This window comes from Methanocorpusculum vombati (assembly GCF_026891935.1).
Taxonomy (GTDB): Archaea; Halobacteriota; Methanomicrobia; order Methanomicrobiales; family Methanocorpusculaceae; genus Methanocorpusculum; species Methanocorpusculum vombati.
In genome coordinates this window covers 1-1,035 of the sequence record NZ_JAPTGC010000039.1, presented here as the reverse complement: position 1 = coordinate 1,035, position 1,035 = coordinate 1, and the positions used below count along the sequence as shown (strand labels likewise).

Here is a 1,035-nt window from a genome sequence, read left to right as displayed (position 1 = left end):
GATGCTGCGCGATTCGTTCGTGTTAGCGTATTTTGGTGTGTTTTCCTTTGGTCTGCATGCGCGCACGTCTTTTTTTCCCCGGATATTTTCGGTATGCTGTTCATCCATGGTCTCCGGTGTCCTGTGCAGGGGATCCCGGCTGCGGATGGGATGCGGCGGATGATGTCCGGTGTTCCGGTATAAAAGAGGGGGTGTCAGAGCCGGAGCTTCTGCTCCATCTCTTTTGGGATGCGGATGAGGGGGCGTCTGATCTGGTGATGGTGCATGGCGGCTTTGACGGTTTCCCGGGTGCAGTGGTTTTCCCGTGCGATCTGTTCGATGGTTTTTCCGGCGAGGAGTTGTTTTCTGAGGTGGTCGCGGTCACGGAGCGGTGCATGGTCGCGCCATACCATCAGGGTGCCTCCGCTGCGGTGAGGATGACGGGGTCAAGGGTGTGTTCTTTTGCGGTGAGGTACTGCGGGAGTTCGGTCGGGGGGAGGTGTTGTTTGAGGTCGTGTATGGTGACTTTTTCGTAGGGGGTGATGCGGTCTCCGGCATATTTCCGTGCTGCGTTGTAGAGGTAGCTGCGGCCGAGGAATTTTTCTGCGTCCGCTGCTTTGAGGTAGACGAGCTGCCGGTGAAGGTCGGGGTGGTCTTGCCGGAGTTTTTCTACGTTTACGGTGTAGGTGGTCCGGGTAGGCCAGTGGATGCGGTATTCCCGGCTCTGGCAGTTTTCGCTGCGGATGGTCAGGAGGTCTGCGTGGTACTGTTCAAGACAGGTGATGCGGCATTCTTCAAAGGCGTACGCAAGGTCGCAGCTGTGAAGGGCTGCTTCGTAGGGGTCTTTGGGGCGCGGGTGGATGCGGGGGAGGGTTACGGTGAGGAAGGTTTTTGGATCGAAGGGGGTGTAGGTCATTTCGGGTGTCCTGTGGTTGTGTTGGTTTTTTCATTCGCGCGTTTTTCGCGGATGGGGTATTTCCGTTGTTCGGGGGTTTGGTACGTGTGGCAGGATGGGATATTTCCGTAGTTCGTGAGTCCTTGGATTGTGGCAGGATG

The 1,035-nt window shown here is 56.9% G+C and carries 2 protein-coding genes; both read right to left on the bottom strand.

What is annotated here, in order from left to right:
* Positions 1-194 precede the first annotated feature (194 nt).
* Positions 195-392: a hypothetical protein gene (locus tag O0S09_RS09950; RefSeq protein ID WP_268923822.1), complete on the bottom strand. Its 198-nt coding sequence runs from the start codon at positions 390-392 to the stop codon at positions 195-197.
* Positions 392-895, bottom strand: a complete 504-nt coding sequence (locus O0S09_RS09945; RefSeq protein WP_268923821.1) for a hypothetical protein — start codon at positions 893-895, stop codon at positions 392-394. Before O0S09_RS09945 ends, O0S09_RS09950 begins: the two co-directional genes overlap by 1 nt.
* Positions 896-1,035 lie beyond the last annotated feature (140 nt).